Consider the following 21300-nt stretch of genomic DNA (forward strand, 5'->3'; position numbering starts at 1 on the left):
GGCGGCCGGCTGCGGCATCGGCCGCGCTCCCACGATCCGAACCCCCAAGACCGCCATGGCCGAGACCCCGGACCTTTTTTCGCCCCCCCCGGAGGATGCCCTCCAGATCGAGGCGCTGCGCCGGCAGCTCCACCAGTGGGCGCACCAGTACTACGTGCTGGACGCGCCCACCGTGCCCGACGCGGAATACGACCGCGCCTTCCAGGCGCTGCAGGCCCTGGAGGCCGCGCACCCGGAACTCGTCACCCCCGACTCCCCCACCCAGCGCGTGATCGGCGCGGTGATGGACGGGCTCACGCCCGTGCGCCACCGGGTGGCGATGCTGAGCATCCGCACCGAGACCGACACCGAGGGCAGCGGCGCGGAGACCTTCGATGCCCGCGTGCGCCGCGAACTCAAGCTCGCGCTCGCCGACCCGGCCGTGGAATACGTGGCCGAGCCCAAGTTCGACGGCCTCGCGATGAGCCTGCGCTACGAGCACGGCCGCCTCGTGCAGGCCGCCACGCGCGGCGACGGCGAGGTGGGCGAGGACGTCACCCACAACATCCGCACCATCCGGCAGATCCCGCTCACGCTGCCCGGGGGCGTGCCGCCCGTGCTCGAAGTGCGGGGCGAGGTCTACATGCGCCGGGCCGATTTCGACCGGCTCAACGAGCGCCAGCGCGAGGCCGGCGGCAAGACCTTCGTCAACCCGCGCAACGCCGCGGCCGGCGCGGTGCGCCAGCTCGACTCCGGCATCGCCGCGCGCCGGCCGCTGAGCTTCTTCGCCTACGGCCTGGGCGACATCACGCCCGCCGCCGAGGGCGGCCCGGACTTCGCCACGCACTACGACATGCTCCAGGCCCTCAAGGGCTGGGGGTTCCCCGTGGCCGCCCAGGTCCGGGTGGCGCGCGGCGCGCCGGAGCTGATCGCCTTCCACCAGGAGGTGGGGGCCTCGCGCGACCGGCTGCCCTACGACATCGACGGCGTGGTGTACAAGGTCAACCGGCTCGACCTGCAGCGCCAGCTGGGCTTCGTCACCCGCGAGCCGCGCTGGGCCGTGGCGCACAAGTACCCGGCGCAGGAGATGGTCACGCGCGTGGAGGGCATCGACGTGCAGGTGGGCCGCACCGGCAAGCTCACCCCGGTGGCGCGGCTCGCGCCCGTGTTCGTGGGCGGCGTCACCGTCACCAACGCCACGCTGCACAACCTCTTCGAGCTGCGCCGCAAGAAGGTGCGCGTGGGAGACCAGGCCATCGTGCGCCGCGCCGGCGACGTGATCCCCGAGGTGGTGGGCATCGTGCCGCCGGGCGTGCGCGCCACGAGCGACGCCGCCCCGGATGCGCTCGTGGACCAGGCCGCCGCGGCCGACGGCACGGCCCGCGCCAGCGCGCTCGCCCTGGCGCGCGCGCCCTACGTGCCCAACTTCCGCATGCCGCGCCAGTGCCCGATCTGCGACAGCAAAGTCGTGCGCGAGAAGGGCGAGGTCAACCACCGCTGCACCGGCGGGCTGTTCTGCGCCGCCCAGCGCAAGGAAGCCATCCTGCACTTCGCCCACCGCCGGGCCATGGACATCGAGGGCCTGGGCGACAAGCTCGTGGACCAGCTCGTCGAGGGCAATGTGGTGCGCACGCTGCCCGACCTGTACCGGCTCGGCCTCGTGGCGCTCGCGGCGCTCGACCGCATGGCCGAGAAATCCGCGCAGAACGTGCTGGCCGCGCTGGAAAAATCCAAGCGCACCACGCTGCCGCGCTTCCTCTTCGGCCTGGGCATCCGCCACGTGGGCGAGGCCACGGCCAAGGACCTGGCGCGCCACTTCGGCAGCCTCGACCCCATCATGGACGCCAGCGTGGAGCAATTGCTGGAGGTGAACGACGTCGGCCCCATCGTCGCCGAGGCCATCCGCACCTTCTTCGACCAGCCGCACAACCGCGAGGTGGTCGAGCAGCTGCGGGCCTGCGGCGTGGCCTGGGAGGAGGGCCCGCCCGCCGAGCGCGCCACGCTGCCGCTGGCCGGCAAGACCATCGTGCTCACCGGCACCCTGCCCACGCTGGGCCGCGAGGAGGCCAAGGAGCGGCTGGAGGCGGCGGGCGCCAAGGTGGCGGGCTCGGTCAGCAAGAAGACCAGCTACGTGGTGGCCGGCGAGGAGGCCGGCAGCAAGCTGGTGAAGGCGCAGGAGCTGGGCATCCCGGTGCTGGACGAAGAGGGCCTGCTGGCCCTGCTGCAGGGGGGCTGAGCCGCGCGGCGCCAGCCGCTTTCCGGTGATGGGCAACGCCCCATGGTTCGGGCGGCGCGGCCACTCGGCCCGCGAGACGCGATGCGAATGCCTGGGGCAGACGCTGCTGGATGCCAAGCCGGATGCGGCCTACCGGGGCGGCTCCTGCGCGGCAACCACCACAGGGGGCACGGGGAAGAGCATGGTGACCTCCAGACCGGATTGTTTCTCCTGGTCGGAGAAGTCCATGAGGATTTCTGCGCCGGTGCGATGGGCAATGGCCTGGACGATGGAGAGTCCCAGGCCCGCCCCCATCTGCTCGCTGCCCAGCGTGCGATAGAACGGGTCGAAAACCCGGCCCCGCTCGGCCAAGGGGATGCCGGGCCCGGTATCCCGGATGCGCAGCATGGCACGCCCCTGCGCCGTGCGCACCCAAAGATCGACACGCCCGCCCTCCGGCGTGTAGCGAATGGCGTTGTCGACCAGGTTCTTCACGACGGCGATCATGTCCAGCTCACCGACCCACACCAGGGCGTCTTGCGCGCCCTCGACCCCGATGTCGATGCCCTTGGCCACGGCCAGGGGCATGAGGTCTTCCAGCACGCGGCGATAGATGCCCTGGACGGAGATGGGCGACTTCGGCGATTCGGCCACCGACTGCGCCCTGGCCAGGGTCAGAAGCTGGTCCAGCAGGCTTCTGCCGCGCTCGATTCCCTGGCGCAGGGCCATCAGCCGTTCGCGCGCCGGGGCGGACATGTCCGCGTCCGCCAGCCGTTCCGCTTGCAGCGACAGGGCGGTCAACGGCGAGCGCAGCTCGTGCGCGGCATCCGCCACGAAACGGCGTTGAGACACCATCGACTGGTTCACGCGGGCGAGCAGGTGATTGATCGCCACGGCGAACGGCCGTACCTCGGTGGGAAGGTGGGCATCTTCGATGGGATGCAGTCCCTGCTCGGAGCGGCGGTCGATTTCCTCGGAGAGCGCGGCAATCGGCCGGAACATCTTGCGCACCAGATCCGCAACGATCAGCAGCAGGACCGGCGCTAGGATCAGCACAGGCATGACGGTACGCAGTGCGCTTTCGCGGGCAATTTCATTGCGCAGGCTGGACTTCTGCGCCACCGCGATGCGTTCATCGGCGGACGTCGTCTTGAGCAGCACGCGGAAGGTCTCGCCGGCAACCTCCAGCGTGTGCAGGCCATCCGCCAGTGTCGCAGGCAGGGACAGCGGGCCGCCGGCATCCACTCCGGGCGCAGAGGGGTTGCCCGCGCCCAGGCGCTGGACGATCACCCGTGATTCCTCGTCACCCTCGTCCGGACGAGCATCAGGCTCTGAATGATCGGGCGACAGGTGCTGCCGATCCATGAGTTGTGCCACCTGGCGCAAAACATCGTCCTGCAGTTCATGCGCTTCATCGAAAGCCGACAGGAACGAGAAAACGCCCGCCACGACAGCCACGACCACAATCACCGCCGACAGGGTGACGGACAGCTTGAGCTGGACCGATGCGTTCAGGCGCTTTTTGAAACCATCCATCCCACCCCCCTGACGTTCCTGATGACCTCGCTGCCCAGCTTGCGCCGCAGCGCGTAAATCAGATACTCGACGGCATTGCTTTCGACTTCTTCTCCCCAGCCATAGATCCGGTCCTCCAGTTCGCTGCGCGACAGGATGGCGCCTGGTCGCACCAGCAAAGCCTGCAGCAAGGCGAACTCCCGATTCGACAGTTGCACCGGCGAACCGCCATGGACGCAGGCCTCTTTCGTGGCGGGATCGAGCGACACCAGGCCATTGCCGAGGGTGGGAGCCGCACGCCCCCCCTTGCGGCGCAGCACGGCCCGCATGCGGGCCTGCAGCTCCGCCATCTCGAAGGGTTTGAGCACGTAGTCGTCGGCGCCGCCGTCCAGGCCGCGCAATCGGTCATCGAGCCCGTCGCGCGCCGTGATGATGAGCAGGGGAACCGGGTTGTCCGCGGCGCGGATGCCGGCCAGCAGCTCCAGCCCGTCCTGGCCTGGGAGACCCAGGTCGAGCAGCACCAGGTCGTAGTGCTGACAACCCAGCATCGTGAGCGCGGTCTGCCCGTTCTTCACCCAATCCGCCGCATAGGATGCATCCTTCAATGCGCCCTGGATCGCGTCGCCGATCATGGGATCGTCTTCCACCAGCAACACCCGCATTCCACCTCCGCTCGTCGTTCAATGGGCCATCCCGGCGGCCCGCTGCCGGGAGAACAGGATAGCCGTCACCATGAGACCCGTCGCTGGTCAGGCCTTGCCTTGCAGCGTGTCGAAGGTCTTCAGCAAGTGGGCCATGGCGGCCTGGCAATCCGCCTGGACCGGCACTTTGGCGCGAAGTGCTTCCAGGGCCTGGTCGATGGCCTTGTCCAGCACATGCCAGTCATTGGCTGCCCGCGGTTTCAAGCCGGCCTCGGCCGAATCCCAAGAAACCTCCAGATCCTTGATGCGGGTCCTGGCTGCGGGCAGATCGCCTCGGTTCACGATGGCGGACACGTCGCTGGCGATGCTTCGGAACGCCGAAAGATCACCCAGCCTGGAGGGGGCCTTGTCCTGCGAAGCGGGGGCCGCCGGGACCGATCTGGCGGGGGCCATGTTCGCGCTACCGGCGTCTGCAGACCTGGAACAACCGGCTGCCAGGGCCAGGAGCATGGCCGCCGACAGGGCGGCAACAGGACGGGCAATAGAGCGGCGAGTGGACATGATTTCTCCTTGAAAACGGATATGGACGAGGGGGATGGGGATTACTCGGCGGACTGGGCGGATCGGCCGGCATTCATGCCGAACTGCGCGGCCGCCACCAGCATGGCGATCACCGAGAGGAACAATGCGCTGGTCCACATGGCCCCCAGGCCCAGGCCCCCGTAGGTGTTGGCCTGTGTCAGCAGATCGCCCAGCGCGGCACCGAACGGGCGGGTCAGGATGTAGCCGATCCAGAAGGTCAGCACGGCGTTGCCTCCCATGCGCCAGGCGGCATAGGTCGCGCCGATCAACGCTCCGAAGGCGAGCGCGCCCCGCGTGAAGCCCAGGCCCAGGGCTTCCGTCGCCAGATCACCTGCCGCCGTCCCCAGCGCGAAGGTGCACAGGATGGTGGCCCAGTAAAACAGCTCCCGGCGGCGCGTCACGATGTCATGAATGGACAAGGTGCGTTCGACCCGGTGCCAGACAAAGAAGATCGAGGCGAGTGCCGCGGCGAACACGCAGGTGCTGGCGTACAGGCTGACGCCCAGGCGATCGGTCAGCAAGTCGGTGATCTGCGTTCCGACCACGCTGACCAGCACGACGGTCAGCCAGTAAATCCAAGGGGTGTAGCAACGGGTGCGCAACTGCGTGAACAACGCAGCCGTCAGCAGTGCCGCCATCACGGCACTGGTGATTCCCTGGCCCCAGCCCGCCTGGACAGCCAGGAAGTCGGCCCCCGTCTCTCCCACCGTGGTGGACATGATCTTGATGATCCAGAACGCCAATGTGACTTCCGGGACCTTGTTGAACAAGCCGCTGACCTGGCGTGCGGGCAATGCGTTCATGGCGTTCTCCTGCCGATGTGAAAGGGATGGCCGCCAGTCTGGCCCGGCAAACTTAGCCCAGACACAGGGTCACTGGCATCCCCGTCCCGCCGCGATCAGTCTTGCCTGTCGTGGTCGTCGTCGCGATCCGCCTCGTCCTCGGCGATCACGATCTCCCACCCCTGCAAATTCCGCTGGCCATCAAGGCTGCCGGTTCAATAGCGAGGTGATCTCCCGCCACTCATGCTCGTCCACCGGAGTGATGGAGAGGCGGTTGCCGCGCTGCAGCAGGCGCATGCCGGCCAAGGCCGGGTGCGCGCGCAGTTCCGCCAGCCCGACGAGCCGGGTCTTGCGCAGCGCCTGCACGTCCAGCAGCAGCCAGCGCGGCTGGCCGGGCGGGGATTTCGGGTCGTGGTAGGGCGATGCGGGATCGAACTGCGTGGGATCGGGCCGCGTGCCCGAGGCCACGCGCGCGATGCCGGCGATGCCGGGCTCGGGGCAACTGGAGTGGTAGAAGAGCACGCCGTCGCCCACCCGCATGGCGTCGCGCATGAAGTTGCGCGCCTGGTAGTTGCGCACCCCGGTCCAGGGCACGGTCGCGCCGGGGGCGGCCAGGGCGTCGTCGATGGAGCATTCCTGCGGCTCGGATTTCATGAGCCAGTAGCGGGCAGGGTGATCAGGATCGGGGGTGGGCGTGGTCATGGCGGGATTATTCCTGCGGCGGTGGGGCATCGCTCGCGCGCGCCGTCCGCCGCCGTCCCGTGCCGCCCCAGCGCGGATCGTCCTCGGCCGGGATCGCCAGCGGGTTGTCGCGCGGCTCGGCCAGCGGCGCCAGCAGGGCGCGCAGGTCGTCCTCGCCGAACTTGGCGGCCCCGGCCGCATCGTGCCCCAGCACGCCCTCGGCCAGGGCCTGCTTGCGGGCCTGCAACTCCAGCATGCGCTCCTCGATGCTGCCCTCGGCCACCAGGTGGTGGATGAACACCGGCTTGTCCTGCCCGATGCGGTGGGCGCGGGCGCTGGCCTGTTCCATGGCGGCGGGGTTCCACCAGGGATCGAGGTGGACCACGGTGTCGGCGGCGGTCAGATTGAGGCCCGTGCCGCCGGCCTTCAGGCTCGCGAGCAGGATGGGCGCGCTCCCGGCGTCGGCAGGGTCCTGGAAGCGCCGCACCACCTCGCCCCGCTGGCGCGGCGGGGTCTGCCCGGTGAGGGCGAGGTACGGCAGGCCCAGCGCATCGAGCCGTTCGGCCACCAGCGCCAGCATGCCGGTGAACTGCGAGAACACCAGCACGCGGCGCCCCTGTTCGACCAGGGGCGGCAGCAGCTCGGCCAGGCGGTCGAGCTTGGCGCTTTCCATATCGGGCGGGACCGGTGCGCCCGGAACCAGGCGCGGGTCGCAGCACACCTGGCGCAGCCGCAGCAGCGCATCCAGGATGGTGATGAGGCCGCCCTCGAAGCCCTGGCGCTCCAGCACGCGCCGCACCTGCTTGTCGGCGCCGGTGCGCACGGCCTCGTACAGCTCGCGCTGGCGGCCTTCCAGCGTGACGCGCTGGACGAGGGTGGTGCGCGGCGGCAGCTCGGGCGCCACGTCTTCCTTGCGGCGGCGCAGGATGAAGGGCCGCACGCGCTGGGCGAGCAGGTGGGCGCGCAGGGTTTCGCCGTTCTCCTCGATGGGCTTGCGCCAGCGCCGCGCGAAGCCGGGCGCGTCGCCCAGGAACCCCGGCATGAGGAAGTCGAACTGCGCCCACAGCTCGCCCAGGTGGTTCTCCAGCGGCGTGCCGGTCAGGCACAGCAGGTGGTTCGCCCGCAGGCGGCGCAGCGCGCGGGCGCTCCGGCTGCCGGCGTTCTTGGCCATCTGGGCCTCGTCCAGGATCAGCAGGTGCCAGGGCCGGGCGGCCAGGGCGTCGGCGTCGCGCCAGAGCAGGGGGTAGGTGGTCAGCGCCAGATCGTGCCCGGCCGCGAGCGCGAAGCCCCGGGCGCGGTCCGGGCCCTGCAGCACCAGCACGCGCAGGCCGGGCGCCATGCGCGCGGCCTCGGCCTGCCAGTTGGACAGCAGCGAGGTGGGCACCACCACCAGCGCGGGGGCCGACAGGCGGCCGGCCTCCTTCTCGGCGAGCACGTGGGCCAGGGCCTGCGCGGTCTTGCCCAGGCCCATGTCGTCGGCCAGGATGCCGCCCAGGCCCTGCGCGCGCAGGTACTGCAGCCACGCCAGCCCGTCGAGCTGGTAGGGGCGCAGGGTGATCGCGAGGCCCCCGGGCTGCACTACCGACCGGGGCGTGCCCAGCGCGCGCAGGCGCGCGGCCAGCCGCTCCAGGCCGGCGTCGCCCTGCAGCTGCCAAGCGTTGTCATGCCCGGTATGCGCCCGCTGGCGCGCCACGCGGTCGCCCTGGTCCAGCGCCGCGCGCAGGGCCTCCAGGCGGCGGGCCTCCCAGGCCCCCAGCCGCAGCGGGTCGCCGGGCTGGCGCTGGTGCAGGGCGGGGTCGGTGAGCAGGTCCACCATGGCGCCCACGATGGCCTTGAGCGGCGCTGCGGGCGCGTCGATGCGGCGGCCGCCCGGCGCGCGCAGGCCGATGGTGGCGTGGTCGTCGATGGCGGCGAGCGCCTGCGCGTCCAGCCAGCGCGGATCGCGCCGCAGCAGGTCGGCCAGCAGCGGGGCCAGGTCCAGCGTCTCGCCGCCGATCTCCACGCCCAGGCTCAGCAGCCACGCGCCCTCGCGCTCGGGCAGGCGCAGCTTCTGCACGGGGCGCCGGCGCCCCGGGAGCGCCCCATCCGGGGCCAGGGTGAAGTGCCAGCCCTGGACCGGCGCGCTGTCGTGGGCGAAGCCGGGCACCACCACCACGCTCCAGCCGAGCGCCTGCAGGCGGGGCACGGTATCGGCCCGGAAGTCGCCGAACGCGGCTTCCTGGGGCAGCGTCCAGAGCGGCCCGGCGAGGGGGGCGCCGGCTGCGGGCGGCGCGGCGCTGGCGCCGAGCGCGCTGCCGATCAGGCCCACGCCATCGCCGGGCGCGCGCCACTGCAGGCGCTCGGCGGGCACGGGCACCAGGCCCGCGTCGCGGATCGCGTCGATGGCATCGGCCTCGGCGCGCGGGTCGCGGCGCAGCCAACGCCCCGCCGGGCCGTCCAGGGCCTGCCGCTCGGGCGCCCGGGTGTTGAGGATGCTGGTGGGGGCCGGGGTCTCCCACACGGTGCCGTCGCCCAGCCGGTACACCCAGTCCACCTGCGCCAGCGTGACGGTGCCCCCGCGCGGCCCGATGGGCCCGTGCGGGCGCATGCCCAGCAGGCCGTCGCCCCGGCCGAGGCTGCGCAGCGTCAGGCGGGGCTGGAAGGCGGCGGCCTCGTCCGCCGCCGCATCGGCGGTGGTGCTGGCGCTGGCAGCGGCAGGGGTTGGCCCGGGTGCCTGCGGCTCCGGGCCGCGCAGCCGGGCCATGGCCTGGGCGGCCTCGGGGCCGGTGAGCGGGGGCAGGTGGGCGAGCGCGGCAGGATCGGCATGGCGGCGCAGCGCCTCCACCCAGGCGGCCACGGCGCCTTCACGCGGCGTGGTGGCCGGCGGGCTGGCGGGGGTGCGGCTCGGGCGGGGCATGCCCGCATTGTGCCGCCAGGGCGGTCGGGCTCCGTTCCAGAGCCGAGGGGCCACCATGTCGCCGTATCTGCTAGGTGAGTAGCTATATTTTCTATAGCATCAAGGCGACTCGGTATTCGGTGGGGGCGCGGGCAGCAGCAGGCCCGAGGCCTTGGCCACCTGCACGCAGTCGCGCAGGTGCAACTCGCCCAGGTAGCGCAGCGTGGCATAGCCCAGGGCGGCGGAGACCGCCTGGCCCGCCAGCGGCACGAACTTGGCGGCCTGCTGCGCGGTGAGGCGCACGCCGATGGCGCGCAGCGCGCGCATGACCAGCTCGCGCGTGATGAAGCGGCCGATGAGCGCGGAGCCGACCATGGTCACGGCCCGCTGCACCTGCTCGCGCTGGTGCGGCACGAGCCGGTCGAGCTGCTGGGGCGTGAGGCCGAATTCGGCATTGATCTGCGGGATCAGCCGCGTGAGCAGCGCCGCGTCCACGGCCCAGTCGAGCCCTGGCACGGGCACCACGCCCGCAGCGGCGGCCATGAGCGCACGCCGGTGCAGCAGCTTGCGGCTGCGCTCCACGGCGGCCTCCAGCGCGGGATCGCCCCGTGCCATGGCGCGCGCATCGGGAGCCGGGGCCGCGCCCCGTGCCCCTGGCCTCATGCGGACTTGCCCTTGACCAGGCCGTAGACCATGAGCAGCACGATGGAGCCGACCACCGAGGCGATCCACCCCGCCGCCTCGCCCTGCTGGTACCAGCCCATCGCCACGCCGACGTACGTGGCGACGAAGGCACCGGCCACGCCGAGCAGCGAGGTCATGATCCAGCCGAGCTTGTCGTCTCCGGGCTTGAGGGCACGGGCGATCAAGCCCACGACCAGGCCGACGAGCAGGGTTCCGAGGAGGGAGAACATGGCGAAGGACTTTCTTCCGAGGGCAAGAGAAGGGCGGCGGCCGTGGTTTGCGGGGCCGCCGTGCGCTGGCCCCAATCTAACCGCCGCCAGCGCCGCGCCCGTGTCGGACAAGGCGCCCTGCGCGGGAAGGCGCCCCGGGAGCCTCTGCTGCCTGTGGGAAGGCTCCGACATGCCCATGGGCCGGATTCCGGCGCCGCGGACGGCGGGGCGGGCCTATCGTTGCCTCCATTCGCTTCCACAGAAAGGATCCGCCGATGACCGACCGATCGCCCTTGCGCGCCCCCCTGCTGTCTGCCGCCCTGGCCGTGCTGTCCGCCGTGGCGGCCCCCGTGGCGATGGCCCAGGGCGACGAAGCATCGCTGGCGCGCGGCGCCCGGCCCGACAGCACCCCCGAGCAGCGCTACCAGAGCGCCATCCGCGAAGCGGGAGGCGGGCTGAAGGTGGCCCTGCAGGAATGCCGCGCCGGCGAGGCCTTGGCCCGCAAGGCTTGCGATGCCGAGGCGCGCAAGCGCTACAAGGAGGACATGGCCGAGGCGCAGGCCATGCGGCGCAACCCCGGTGCGAGGCCGGTGAACGTGACCGGGGACCCCATCCGGACCAAGGAAACGACCACCGTCATCCGGCCATGAGGCCATGGCGCCGGCTGGCCCGGGCGCAGAAGGCGGGGTTCAGGGCGAGGGGGCTGGAGGCTTGAGGCCGATGCCGCCTTCGTCTTCCTCGGGAAGCACGCGGCGCGCGCCATTGAAGCGGCGCTGCCAGTACGAGGCGCTCATGTCTTCCACGCGCACTTCGGCGCCGCTGCGCGGGGCATGGATGAACTTGCCTTCGCCAAGGTAAAGGCCCACGTGGCTGTAGGCGCGGCGCATGGTGTTGAAGAACACCAGATCGCCGGGCTGCAGGTCCTTCTTGTCGATCTTTTCCGTGGCGGCGGCCTGTTCGTTGGCGCGGCGGGGGAGCACGAGGCCGATGGTCTGGCCGTAGATCGCGCGGATGAAGCCGCTGCAGTCGAAGCCCGTATCGGCATTGCTGCCGCCCCGGCGGTACGGCACGCCGAGAAAACCCATGGCGGTGGAGATCAACTCACCCGTGCGGTCCTGCACGCTGTGGCGGACTTCCTGGAGCTGGGTGAGAACGCTGCGGTCGATGAGGAAACGATCGAGGTCGTCGGAAGACGCAGTGGACGCATTGTTGTTCGGGGCGGCGTGGGCGGTGGCGCAGGCCAGTAACAAGAGGCAGATCCAACGTGGCATGGGGCGCGAGGGTAACACGCGATCCTGACCCTTCAATTGCAAGAAATATTGCAAATGGTCATGTCCAATGGTTTTTGGCTATGACCGGATGCCGTGGCATGCTGCGCTGGCGCGCCCTGGAAATCGCCAGCGGCCCCGGTGCCACGAGGGGCGCACGCCAGGGTACGGCCACGTCCATCCTCTTCTCGACCATTCCTCCAGGAGTCCCATGACGATGCAGAGAAAAAACCGATTTTCCGGATGCCAGAAAGCGATCGCCGCCCTGGCGGCCCTGGCGCCGGGCCTGTTCGCCGTGGCAGGGGCCCAGGCGCAGGACGCCGGCGCCGCCGGCAAGCCCGTGGCGCCGGTGGAGTCGCGCCAGCCGCTCTCGGCCGCGACGGTGGCCCAGGGCCTGTCCAACCCCTGGGCGGTGGCGTTCCTGCCGGGCGGGCGCTTCCTGGTGACCGAGCGCCCCGGCCGCATGCGCGTGATCGAGGCCAATGGCCGGCTGGGCGCGCCGCTGCCGGGGCTGCCACCCATCGCGGCGGGCGGGCAGGGGGGGCTGCTCGACGTGGTGACCGATGCGCGCTTCGAGCAGAACCGGCGCATCTTCTTCTGCTTCTCCGAGCCCGGAACGGGGGCCGAATCGGGCGCCAACAGCACGGCCCTGGCCAGCGCGGTGCTGGCGCCGGGCGAGGCGGCCCTGTCCGACGTGCGGGTGATTTTCCGCCAGCGACCCAAGGTGGCCAGCAGCCTGCACTTCGGCTGCCGCATCGCCCAGGCGGGCGATGGCTCGCTGTTCCTCACGCTGGGCGAGCGCTATGAGCGCAAGGACGACGCCCAGAAGCTCGACAACCACCACGGCAAGGTGGTGCACGTGCTGGCCGACGGCACACCCGCCCCGGGCAATCCGCTCATCGGCCGCGCGGGCGCGCTGCCCGAGATCTGGAGCTGGGGCCACCGCAACCCGCAGGGCGCGGCCATCGCCCCGGACGGGCGGCTCTGGATCCACGAGCATGGCCCGCAGGGCGGCGACGAGATCAACCTGCCCCAGCCCGGCCGCAACTACGGCTGGCCGGTGGTCACCTACGGCGAGAACTACGGCGGCGGCAAGATCGGCGAAGGCCTCACGCACAAGGCCGGCATGGAGCCGCCGCTGCATTACTGGGTGCCGTCCATCGCGCCCTCGGGCATGGCCTTCCTCACCAGCGACCGCTACGGCGCGGCCTGGAAGGGCAGCCTGTTCGTCGGATCGCTGAAGTTCATGCGGCTGCACCGGCTGGAGCTGAAGGACGGCCGCGTGGTGCGCGACGAAACCCTGCTCTCCAGCCTCCAGCAGCGCGTGCGCGACGTGCGCCAGGGGCCGGACGGCTGGCTCTATCTGCTGACCGACAGCCCGCAGGGCCAGCTGCTGCGGCTGGTGCCCTGACACCGCTGCGACAATCGCCGCTTTCCCGCGGGGGCGAGGCAGGCTGCGCGCCGCCGCCCCGGCCCCTTCGTTCCCTTTGCCTTTTGCCCCATCCCATGCTGCTCGACGCCGAAGAATCCCAACTCGTTCTCGTGGACTACCAGGAGCGGCTGATGCCGGCCATCGCCGACGGCGCGGCCGTGCTGGCCAACGCGCGGCGCCTCGCCGAGGCCGCGCGCCTGCTGGACGTGCCCGTGTGGGGCACCGAGCAGAACCCCTCGCGCCTGGGGCCCAACGACGCGGCGCTGCGCGCGGCCTGCCGCCGCACGCTCGCCAAGATGCATTTCAGCGGGGCCGAGGAGGGCCTGGGCGAGTGGCTGCGCCCGGCCCCCAAGCCCGCGCAGGGCGGCAACGCCCGCAGCCTGCCGCGCCACCTGCAAAAGCCCGCCCAGCCGGCCGCGCCCGAGCGGCCGGCGATCGTGCTGGCCGGCTGCGAGGCGCACGTGTGCCTGCTGCAGACCGCGCTGAACCTGATCGAGGACGAGTTCGAGGTGTGGGTGGTGACCGACGCCTGCGGCTCGCGCACCGAGCGCAACCGCGATGCCGCCTTCGACCGCCTGGCCGGCGCGGGCGCGGAGCTGGTCACGACCGAGATGGTGGTGTTCGAGTGGACGCGCACGGCCGAGCACCCGGTGTTCAAGGAGCTGCTGGCGCTGGTCAAATAGCGACACCGCCACCTGGGGGCATCCGTCAGGTTCCCGCAAGCGCGGGCTGAAGAATGGGGGGTTCTGCACCATAAAAAAGCGCCGCGCCCATCCGGAAGCGCGGCCGCACCGGAGACACCCCATGCCCCGCTACGCCGACTTCCACCGCCGCTCGCTCGATGATCGCGATGCCTTCTGGGCCGAGCAGGCCCGCCTCATCGACTGGCACGCGCCGCCCGTCGAGGTCTGCGATTTCAGCAACCCGCCGTTCGCGCGCTGGTTCGCGGGCGGCACGACCAACCTGTGCCACAACGCGGTGGACCGGCACCTCGCGCAGCGGGCCGGGCAACCGGCGCTGATCGCCATCTCGTCCGAGACGGACACCGAGCGCGTCTATACCTTCGCCGAGCTGCACGCCGAGGTGCAGCGCATGGCCGCCGTGCTGGTGGCGCTGGGCGTGCGGCGCGGCGACCGCGTGTTGATCTACATGCCCATGGTGGCCGAGGCCGCCTTCGCGATGCTGGCCTGCGCGCGCATCGGCGCGCTGCATTCGGTGGTGTTCGGCGGCTTCGCGGCGGGGGCGCTGGCCTCGCGCATCGACGATGCCCAGCCCGTGACCATCGTGAGCGCCGATGCCGGATCGCGCGGCGGCAAGGTCGTGCCCTACAAGCCGCTGGTGGACGAGGCGCTGCGCCTGGCGCGCCATGCGCCGCGCGCGGTGCTGCTGGTGAACAGGGGCCTCGCGCCCATGGCGCTGCAGCCGGGCCGCGACCACGACTGGGCCGCACTGCGCGAGCGCCACCTGCAGGCCCGCGTGCCCTGCGAATGGGTGGACGCCACGCACCCGAGCTACACGCTCTACACCAGCGGCACCACCGGCAAGCCCAAGGGCGTGCAGCGCGACACGGGCGGCTACGCCGTGGCGCTGGCGGCCAGCATGCGGCACATCTTCGGCGCCGAAGCGGGCGGGGTCTTCTTCTCCACCAGCGACATCGGCTGGGTGGTGGGCCACAGCTACATCGTCTATGGCCCGCTGATCGCCGGCATGGCGACCGTGATGTACGAGGGCCTGCCGATCCGCCCCGACGCGGGCGTGTGGTGGCGCATCGTGGAGCGGCACCGCGTGACGCACATGTTCTCCGCGCCCACGGCGGTGCGCGTGCTCAGGAAGCAGGACCCGTCCTGGCTGCGGCGCCACGACCTCTCCAGCCTGAAGGCGCTGTGGCTCGCGGGCGAGCCGCTCGACGCGCCCACGGCGCAGTGGATCGGCGAGGCGCTGGGCGTGCCCATCGTGGACAACTACTGGCAGACCGAGACGGGCTGGCCCATCCTGACGCTGGCCAACGGCGTGGAGCCGCAGGCCGCGCGGCCGGGCAGCCCCGGCAAGGCGATGTACGGCTACGACGTGAAGCTGCTGGACCAGGCCACCGGCGAGGAGCTCACCGCCCCGAACCAGAAGGGCGTGCTGGCCATCGAGGGGCCGCTGCCGCCCGGCTGCATGCAGACCGTGTGGCAGGACGACGAGCGCTTCGTGCAGACCTACTGGAAGAGCATCCCCGGCCGCCTCGTCTACAGCACCTTCGACTGGGGCATCCGCGACGAGGACGGCTACTACTTCATCCTCGGCCGCACCGACGACGTGATCAACGTGGCCGGCCACCGCCTGGGCACGCGCGAGATCGAGGAGAGCATCGCCGCGCACCCGCAGGTGGCCGAGGTGGCGGTGGTGGGCGTGGCCGACGCGCTCAAGGGGCAGGTGGCGCTGGCCTTCGCGGTGGCGCGCGATCCGGCCGCCGTGGAGGACGATGCGGCGCGCCGCCGGCTCGAAGGCGAGGTGATGCAGCTCGTCGATCAGCGGCTGGGCGCCGTGGCGCGGCCGGCGCGGGTGCATTTCGTGTCGCTGCTGCCCAAGACGCGCAGCGGCAAGCTGCTGCGCCGCGCCCTGCAGGCCGTGGCCGAGCGCCGCGACCCGGGCGACCTCACCACGATGGAAGACCCCACGGCGCTGCAGCAGGTGCGGGATCTGCTGGGCTGACCCGGCGCCCCCGGTGCGCCGGGTGCGCCGGGTGCCGGGAGGGTGGTTGCTTCATTTTTGATAGCAGACTATCCAGTCGATACAACGACATGGTGGCGATCCGACCCGTTTTCGTGCCCCCGGGGGCTGCGCGGGTGTGTCAGGCGGCCGCGGCGCGGCGCCAGGCATCGGGGGCCCGCCACCCCGCGGCCCAGCCGGGAAAGTCCCGCGCCGGCATCGGGCGCGAGACGCAGTAGCCCTGCGCCAGCGCGCAGCCCAGGCGCAGCAGCGTCAGGCCCTGCGCCTCGGTCTCCACGCCCTCGGCCACGATCGAGTAGCCGAACGAGCGCGCGAGGCCGATCACGCCCTGCACGATGGCGAAGTCGCCCCGGTCGTTCATCATGCCGTGCACGAAGCTCTGGTCGAGCTTGAGGGTGTCCATGGGCAGGCGCCGCAGGTACGAGAGCGAGGAGTAGCCCGTGCCGAAGTCGTCGAGCGAGACGGTCACGCCCAGTTCGCGCAGCTGCCAGAGCTGCGGCGCCACGTGGTCGATGTCGTAGAGCGCGGCGCTCTCGGTGATCTCCATGTCCAGCAGCCGCGCGGGAATGCCGGGGCGCTGGGCCATGCGCCCGGCCAGCCAGCCGGCGAAGCCCTCCTGCTGCAGGTGGCGCGCGGAGATGTTCACGCTCACGGGCAGTTCCAGCCCGCCCTTGCGCAGCGTGGCGATGAGTTCGAGCGCGGTGTCCACCACCCATTCGCCGAAGGCGATCTCCAGCTCCGCGCTCTCGATGAGCGGCAGGAACGCGCCCGGGGCCAGCACGCCGCGCTCGGGGTGGTTCCAGCGCGCGAGGGCCTCCGCGCCCACCACGGTGCCGGCGCGCATGTCCACCTTGGGCTGCAGGTACAGCATGAATTCGCCCTGCGCCAGCGCCTCCCGCATGCGCTCGGCCTGCTCGCGCCGCGCCTCGCGGTCGCGCTCCTGCGCGGCGTCGAAGGCCTGCACGCGGTTGCGCCCGCCCTGCTTGGCGCCGTACATGGCGTGGTCGGCGTGGCGCAGCAGGGTGTCGGCATCGGCGCCGTCCTCGGGGTAGAGGGTGTAGCCCACGCTGGCGGTGACCGCCACGCGCTCGGTGCCGAGCGTGTAGGGCGCCGAGAGGCTTTCCATGAGCCGCGCCAGCAGGAGCTCGACCTCGCTGCGGGTGCGCAGGTCGGGCAGCAGGATCACGAACTCGTCGCCGCCCAGCCGCGCCACGCAGTCGATGGGCCGCAGCGCGCGCGTGAGGCGGCCGGCCACGATCACCAGCAGGCGGTCGCCGGCGCTGTGGCCCAGCCGGTCGTTGACGGGCTTGAAGCCGTCCAGGTCGAGGTAGGCCACGCCCAGCAGCCGCTCGCGCGCGCCGGCCTGGGCCATGGCCTGCTCCAGCCGCCGCGCGAGCTGCACGCGGTTGGGCAGGCCCGTGAGCGCGTCGAAGTGCGCGAGCTGGTGCAGCAGGTCTTCCTGCACCCGCTGGCTGGTCACGTCGATGGCCACGCCCAGCATGCGCGCGGGCCGCCCCCGGTCGTCGTGGTCCACGATCTTGCCGAGGTTGCGCACCCAGCGGCCGGTGGGCGCGCTCCCCGCGGCGGGCGGCGAGGCGGTCGGGGTGGCCGAGGCGGAGGCCGCCACGTGCCACGTGGCGTCGAAGTGCGTGCCCGGGTGGGCCAGGTGGCGCTCCAGCTCGGCGGAAACGCTGTCGATGTCGGCCGGGGCCATGCCGCTCGTCCAGTGCACGCGCGGGGACGGCCCGCCGGCCGGCGGCGGCAGGCCCTGCAGCTCGCGCCAGCGCGTATCGCCCGAGAGCTGCCCGGTCTGCAGGTCCCAGTCCCAGAGCCCGAGCGAGGCGGCCGAGAGGGTGAGCGAGAGCAGTTCCTCGCGCTCGCGGATCCGGTCCTCGTCGTGCTTGCGCTCGGTGATGTCGTGCGCCGAGAGCAGCCACACCGGAACGCCGTCGAGGTCGGCCGCGTGCATGGACTGCAGCACCGTGCGCACCCCGTTGCCGCGGGTCTGCAGCGCCAGTTCCTGGTTCTGGCGGGCCGCTTCGTCGTCCTGCACCGAGCCGATCAGCCGCGCGCGCGCCTCGTGCGTGAAGATGCCCAGCTCCACGGCCGTGCGGCCCAGCGCTTCCTCGCGCGGGATGCCCAGCAGCGCCTCCCAGGCGGTGTTGACGGCGATGTAGGCGCCATCGTCGCGCCGCGACAGCACCACGGGGTAGGGCATCAGCTCGAAGATGCGCGTGAAGCGGTCCTCGGACTGGTTCAGCCGCTCGGCGGCGCGGCGCGACTCGTCGATGTCCTGCATCACGCCGCGCATGCCGGTGACCACGCCGCCCTCCGTCACGGGCTCGGCATGCACGCGCACCCACACGGCGCGGCCATCGTCGGCGCGCAGGATCTGCACCTCCATGCTCCAGTCGGTGCCCAGCTCCTGCCCCGCGCGGAAATGCTCCCACAGGGCCGCGCGGAAGGGCTCCGCCACGTGGTTGCGCATGTATTCCTCGGGCCGGGGCAGGGGCGCGCCGCGCGGCACGCCGTGGATGTCGAAGCACACGTCCGACCAGTACACCAGCCCCTCGCCGCGCACGTGCTCCCAGACCCCGAGCCGCGCCATGCGCCCGGCCTGCAGCAGCAGGCCGTGGGCCGCCATGAGGCGGTCGTGCGTGCGCTGCGCCTCCGAGGTGTCCTGGAACACCGAGATCAGGCAGTCCTCGCCCCCCATCCGCACGCTGCGCGCCGAGAACAGTCCCGGAATGCGCTGCGTGCCGCGCGCCGCCCGCATGGGCAGCTTCTCGATCTGCCCCTCCTGCCGCAGCCGCTCCAGCATGCGCTCGCGCTCCTGCGGATCGGGCCAGATGCCCAGCTCCACCGAGGTGCGGCCGATGGCCTCGCACCGCGCGATGCCGAAGAGTTCGGTGAAGGCGGGGTTCACGTCCAGGTAGCGGCCGTCCTCGGCGCGGGTGATCGCCGCCGCGTCGGGCAGCATCTGGTAGACGGTGGAGCGCTGTTCCTCGGCCAGGCGCACGGCGTCCCGCACCTCGTGCAGGGCGGTGGCATCCAGGTGCACGCCCACCAGCCGCACGGCGCGGCCCTGCGCGTCGCGCTCGGCCACCTGCCCGCGCGAGATCACCCAGCGCCAGCGGCCGTGGATGTCGCGCATGCGGTATTCGGCGGCGAAGGTGTCCTCGTGGCCTTCCATGGCGCGCTGCATGTGCGCCGCGATGCGCTCGGCGTCCTCGGGATGGCGGCACTCGGCCCAGCGCTGCATGGCCGAGGTGGCCGGCGGGGCGCCGTCCGGCGCGGCCGCGTCGCCCTCGCAGCCGGCCAGCCCGAAGGTCTCGTAGAAGCGGCCGCGGAAGGCCGGGCGGCGCTCGGGCACGTTCCATTCCCAGCGGCCGCCGCCCGTCGCGTCCAGCGTGGCCTGCAGGTCGGCTTCGCGCCGGCGCAGGGCCTGCGCCGCCCGCGCGCGGGCCAGCACCAGCTGCGCGCCGCCGCACAGCACCAGCACGCCCGCCAGATCGCGCCAGGGGAGCTCTCCCGTCCAGGCGGCCAGGGTCAGGGGCAGTGTCAGGGCCAGCCCCGCCACGGCCAGCCACGGGCCGGCCGGGCGGCGGCCGCGCCGCAACCGGCCCCAGGACATGCCCAGGGCCCAGGCGCAGGCCAGCATGCCCGCCGCGTCCCAGCCGGAGGCTGGATACCGCGCGGCGCTGCCGATGGCGGCGACCAGCCCGCTCACTGCGCCGGCCAGCGGGCCGAAACACAGGGCCACGGCGGCGGTGGGCGCGGAATCCGCCAGGGGGTCGGCCACGAGGGCCGCGCACGAGGCCAGCCCCGCCGCGAGACCGCTCAGGGGCGCGAACCCCCGGGGCCGCGCCCCGGAAGGCGCGAGCCAGCGCGCCGGCAACGCGGCCAGCACCGCGACCAGCGCGAGTTGCACGAGATACGGAAAGCCGGGGTCAGTCGGCATGAAAGGGGGCAGGGGCGGTCCGGGGGGCCCGGCTCCCGGCGAAGGCGCATCGGATGGCGGGAGCGGCGGGGGCGGGCATGGCGGCAGAGTGTAGAACGGGTTCAGGCCCCCGCGGAGGATGCGCGCACGTTCCCGACCCTGCCGCGCGGCGGCGCCGGCCGGCGCCCGGCCCCCGGGCCGCGGTGGTTCCTCGCCCCGGGCGTCAGCGCCGGCCCCGCGGGGCGACCAACCCCGTGGACAGCATGGTCCCGCAGACGATGACGAGCCCGCAGCCCACCATCCAGGCCGTGACGGATTCACCCAGGAACACCACGCCGTAGACCACCGCGAACACCGGCGCGAGGAAGGTGACCGCCAGCGCCCGGCTGGGCCCGGCGTGGGCGATGAGCCGGAAGTACAGGATGTAGGCGATGCCCGTGCAGAGCACCGCGATGGCCACCACGGCCGACCAGGCCCGCAGCCCGGGCGGGTGGGCCGGCCACTGCCACAGCGCCAGCGGCGCCAGTGCCAGCGTGGCGCCGAGCTGGCTGCCCGTAGCCGTCGCCAGTGGCGGCAGGCCCGCGAGATGGCGACGCGCATAGCTTGCCCCTATGGCGTAGCAGATGGAGGCCAGCAGGCAGGCCGCCACCGCCCAGCCCGCATGGCTGGACTGGAGTCCGATGGTGGTGGGCACCCGCCACGCCAGCAGCGCCACGCCCGTGAATCCCAATGCCAGCCCCACCCAGCGCAGGGGACCGATGCGGTCACCCAGCCAGAGCCACGCCACCAGCGCGCCGAACAACGGCAAAGTGGCATTCAGGATGGACGACAGGCCCGTGGTGATGTGCAGCACCGCCCAGGCGAAGAGCGCGAAGGGGATGGCCGAGTTGATCACCCCCGCCAGCAGGATCGGCCGCCAGTGCTGGCGCAGCGCGGGCCAGTGCCCCTGCCGCAGCAGGATGGGCCACAGGAAGAGGGTGGCCAGCCCGACGCGCAGGCCCGCCGTGGCCAGCGGGCCGAACTCCGACGCGCCCAGCCGCATGAAGAGGAACGACGAGCCCCAGAGGGCCGCCAGCAGGACGAATTCGCCCAGCCAGGCGCGCCCGGGCGGGGCTCCGGCGCCGGCCGGCACCGCGCTCACGCGGCCACCCCGGCGGCCCGCGCGGGTTCCACGGCGCTGATGCCGCCGCCATCGCCATCGCCATCGCCATCGCCATCGCCATCGACGTCGCCCGGCCACTGCGGCACGCCACGCAGGCCCGGGGGCAGGGCGCCTTCGAGGCGCAGCAGCGCCGCCTTGCGCGGCAGCCCGCCCGCATAGCCCGTCAGCGCCCCGCCCGCGCCCAGCACGCGGTGGCAGGGCACGATCACGCTCACCGGATTGCGCCCCACGGCCGCGCCCACGGCGCGCACCGCCAGGGGCCGCCCCAGCCCGCGCGCCAGCGCCGAATAGCTGGTGGTGGCGCCGTGCGGGATGGTGGCGAGGGCGTGCCAAACGGCTTGCTGGAACGGCGTGCCGCCGGCGAGGTCGAGCGGCAGGTCGAAGCGGTCGCGGCCACCGTCCAGGTACTCGGCCAGTTGCCGCGCGGCGGCGTGCAGCACGGGGTGGTCCGCGTCCCGGGGCCAGGCGCGCGGGCCGTCGAGCCATTCGGCGGGCTGGTGGCGCTGGCCGTCGAACCAGAGGCCGGCCAGGCCGGTGGGCGAGGCGGCCAGGCGCACGTCGCCCAGGCGCGTGGCAATGCGCATCTGCACGATGCGCCGGGAGGGGTCGAAAGAGGGCAT

At 72.4% G+C, this 21300-nt stretch carries 17 protein-coding genes; 5 read left to right on the forward strand and 12 right to left on the reverse strand.

Annotation, left to right across the window (positions count from 1 at the left end):
• The first annotated feature begins 55 nt into the window (after window positions 1-55).
• The gene (gene ligA, locus AX018_RS14265) at window positions 56-2215 is read left to right on the forward strand and encodes an NAD-dependent DNA ligase LigA (protein ID WP_111878196.1); all 2160 of its coding nucleotides are present in this window, start codon (window positions 56-58) and stop codon (window positions 2213-2215) included.
• Between the two features lie 129 nt (window positions 2216-2344).
• Here the strand turns inward: ligA and AX018_RS14270 are convergent, their stop codons facing one another.
• From AX018_RS14270 to AX018_RS14305, 8 genes are all read right to left on the reverse strand, one after another.
• A complete protein-coding gene (locus tag AX018_RS14270) occupies window positions 2345-3730 on the reverse strand; it encodes an ATP-binding protein (protein WP_111878199.1) in 1386 nt (461 codons plus the stop codon).
• Window positions 3706-4371 (reverse strand): response regulator transcription factor, encoded by a 666-nt coding sequence (locus AX018_RS14275; protein WP_111878201.1) that lies wholly within the window; start codon window positions 4369-4371, stop codon window positions 3706-3708. The genes AX018_RS14270 and AX018_RS14275 overlap by 25 nt, the downstream gene beginning before the upstream one ends.
• A gap of 87 nt (window positions 4372-4458) precedes the next feature.
• Window positions 4459-4911: a hypothetical protein gene (locus AX018_RS14280; RefSeq protein WP_111878203.1), complete on the reverse strand. Its 453-nt coding sequence runs from the start codon at window positions 4909-4911 to the stop codon at window positions 4459-4461.
• Between the two features lie 41 nt (window positions 4912-4952).
• Window positions 4953-5735: a COG4705 family protein gene (locus AX018_RS14285; protein ID WP_111878206.1), complete on the reverse strand. Its 783-nt coding sequence runs from the start codon at window positions 5733-5735 to the stop codon at window positions 4953-4955.
• Between the two features lie 180 nt (window positions 5736-5915).
• Window positions 5916-6416, reverse strand: a complete 501-nt coding sequence (locus AX018_RS14290) for an EVE domain-containing protein (protein ID WP_111878209.1) — start codon at window positions 6414-6416, stop codon at window positions 5916-5918.
• 7 nt (window positions 6417-6423) lie between these two features.
• Window positions 6424-9291, reverse strand: coding sequence for a DEAD/DEAH box helicase (locus tag AX018_RS14295; RefSeq protein WP_111878212.1), 2868 nt, complete (start codon window positions 9289-9291; stop codon window positions 6424-6426).
• A 99-nt stretch (window positions 9292-9390) separates the two neighbouring features.
• Window positions 9391-9885 carry a hypothetical protein gene (locus AX018_RS14300; RefSeq protein WP_111878214.1) on the reverse strand — a complete coding sequence of 165 codons (495 nt, stop codon included), beginning with the start codon at window positions 9883-9885 and terminating at the stop codon, window positions 9391-9393.
• 44 nt (window positions 9886-9929) lie between these two features.
• A complete protein-coding gene (locus AX018_RS14305) occupies window positions 9930-10184 on the reverse strand; it encodes a GlsB/YeaQ/YmgE family stress response membrane protein (RefSeq protein ID WP_111878217.1) in 255 nt (84 codons plus the stop codon).
• A 254-nt stretch (window positions 10185-10438) separates the two neighbouring features.
• On the opposite strand from AX018_RS14305, the gene AX018_RS14310 reads away from it, so the two are divergent.
• Window positions 10439-10813, forward strand: a complete 375-nt coding sequence (locus tag AX018_RS14310; protein WP_111878220.1) for a hypothetical protein — start codon at window positions 10439-10441, stop codon at window positions 10811-10813.
• Window positions 10814-10852: 39 nt separating this feature from the next.
• On the opposite strand, the gene AX018_RS14315 is transcribed toward AX018_RS14310, so the two are convergent.
• Window positions 10853-11434, reverse strand: a complete 582-nt coding sequence (locus AX018_RS14315; RefSeq protein ID WP_111878222.1) for a C40 family peptidase — start codon at window positions 11432-11434, stop codon at window positions 10853-10855.
• Between the two features lie 283 nt (window positions 11435-11717).
• On the opposite strand from AX018_RS14315, the gene AX018_RS14320 reads away from it, so the two are divergent.
• The 3 genes from AX018_RS14320 (at window position 11718) to AX018_RS14330 (ending at window position 15560) form a co-directional block, all read left to right on the forward strand.
• Window positions 11718-12842, forward strand: coding sequence for a PQQ-dependent sugar dehydrogenase (locus tag AX018_RS14320; RefSeq protein ID WP_111878274.1), 1125 nt, complete (start codon window positions 11718-11720; stop codon window positions 12840-12842).
• Window positions 12843-12937: 95 nt separating this feature from the next.
• Window positions 12938-13546, forward strand: coding sequence for an isochorismatase family protein (locus tag AX018_RS14325; RefSeq protein WP_111878225.1), 609 nt, complete (start codon window positions 12938-12940; stop codon window positions 13544-13546).
• Between the two features lie 70 nt (window positions 13547-13616).
• Window positions 13617-15560: a propionate--CoA ligase gene (locus AX018_RS14330; RefSeq protein WP_281269556.1), complete on the forward strand. Its 1944-nt coding sequence runs from the start codon at window positions 13617-13619 to the stop codon at window positions 15558-15560.
• 139 nt (window positions 15561-15699) lie between these two features.
• On the opposite strand, the gene AX018_RS14335 is transcribed toward AX018_RS14330, so the two are convergent.
• From AX018_RS14335 to AX018_RS14345, 3 genes are all read right to left on the reverse strand, one after another.
• On the reverse strand, window positions 15700-19539 hold the full coding sequence (locus AX018_RS14335) for a sensor domain-containing protein (RefSeq protein WP_111878230.1): 3840 nt from the start codon (window positions 19537-19539) through the stop codon (window positions 15700-15702).
• Between the two features lie 202 nt (window positions 19540-19741).
• The gene (locus tag AX018_RS14340; RefSeq protein WP_111878276.1) at window positions 19742-20650 is read right to left on the reverse strand and encodes a DMT family transporter; all 909 of its coding nucleotides are present in this window, start codon (window positions 20648-20650) and stop codon (window positions 19742-19744) included.
• 5 nt (window positions 20651-20655) lie between these two features.
• On the reverse strand, window positions 20656-21300 hold the full coding sequence (locus AX018_RS14345) for a methylated-DNA--[protein]-cysteine S-methyltransferase (RefSeq protein WP_245951558.1): 645 nt from the start codon (window positions 21298-21300) through the stop codon (window positions 20656-20658).

This window comes from Paracidovorax anthurii (assembly GCF_003269065.1).
Lineage (GTDB): Bacteria > Pseudomonadota > Gammaproteobacteria > Burkholderiales > Burkholderiaceae_C > Paracidovorax > Paracidovorax anthurii.